Genomic DNA, 1092 nt, shown 5'->3' with positions numbered 1-1092 from the left:
AGTAAAACGTTTTAATGTAGTAATTTTACAACAATTCATTTCAAAAGAAGCTTAAATTTGATTACTTTTGTTGCAATTCCATGCTAACTAATACAGCAATTTGCTCAGTAACTATTTGAAAGTTAGTTCTGGTTATGCTGACTTACGTTGCAAACATCACCAACACTCTCCATAGAAACCTCCACTGTAAAATCCAACTCTGTAAAATCAAAGTTAATCTCTATTATCATAACTCTCTTTATCTCAGTTTATTTTCCCCGTTTTGCCCTCTGTACTCAATATCAATGTATGCTCTCTACAAATCGCTAATGCTATAAGCCCAAAAGAGAATCTAGGTTGAATAATTATTTTGAAAGCCCTTTTGTTGGTAAATCACTGAAAGAACAAGTGACGAACCCTAATATCATTGTCGGAAAGCACAGCTACTATTCTGGTTATTATCATAATCATAGCTTTGATGACTGCGCGCGTTATCTACTGTCTGATGGAACCACTGACATCGATAAACTAATCATTGGGAGCTACTGCTCAATTGGTTCAGGCGTGGTATTTATGATGGCAGGAAATCAGGGACATCAAAATAACTGGGTGAGTACGTTCCCATTTTTCTACCAAGATAATGATAATTTCTCAGACGCTAAAGATGGATTTGAGCGAGCAGGGGATACGGTTATTGGCAATGATGTGTGGATTGGCACTGAAGCCATGATCATGAGCGGTGTGACAGTCGGCGACGGCGCAATCATTGCCAGCCGAGCTGTCGTAACTAAAGACGTTGCGCCTTATTCTATTGTTGGTTCAAACCCAGCCAAACTGATCCGTTATCGTTTTACTGAAAGTGAAATTACACAGTTGCTAGAAATGAAATGGTGGTTATGGAGCGATGAACAAATGAAGGGGGCAATGAGTCTGTTCTGCTCTTCAGACATCAATTGCCTTTATGATTATTGGCAAGGTTTACATTGCTGATAACGAAGAAGCGTACTCATTGAAATAAAATACGTTGTTTGATCTGTGCATATCTCTTTGTTTATAAAATAATATACTATACAGCGAAACGGTTTTATATCGAGTTGGTGGTATGGTCATAAA

General features: G+C 37.8%; 1 protein-coding gene. It reads left to right on the top strand.

Annotated features, from left to right (window positions below):
* Positions 1-336: 336 nt before the first annotated feature.
* Complete coding sequence (gene catB, locus L4C32_RS20715; protein WP_428198773.1) at positions 337-969, top strand: type B chloramphenicol O-acetyltransferase; 633 nt, start codon at positions 337-339, stop codon at positions 967-969.
* Positions 970-1092: the final 123 nt, after the last annotated feature.

Source organism: Aliivibrio kagoshimensis, from assembly GCF_050337105.1.
Classification (GTDB): Bacteria; Pseudomonadota; Gammaproteobacteria; order Enterobacterales; family Vibrionaceae; genus Aliivibrio_A; species Aliivibrio_A kagoshimensis.
The sequence above is the reverse complement of the archived record's forward strand: the minus strand, read 5'-3'. Positions and strand labels throughout refer to the sequence as shown.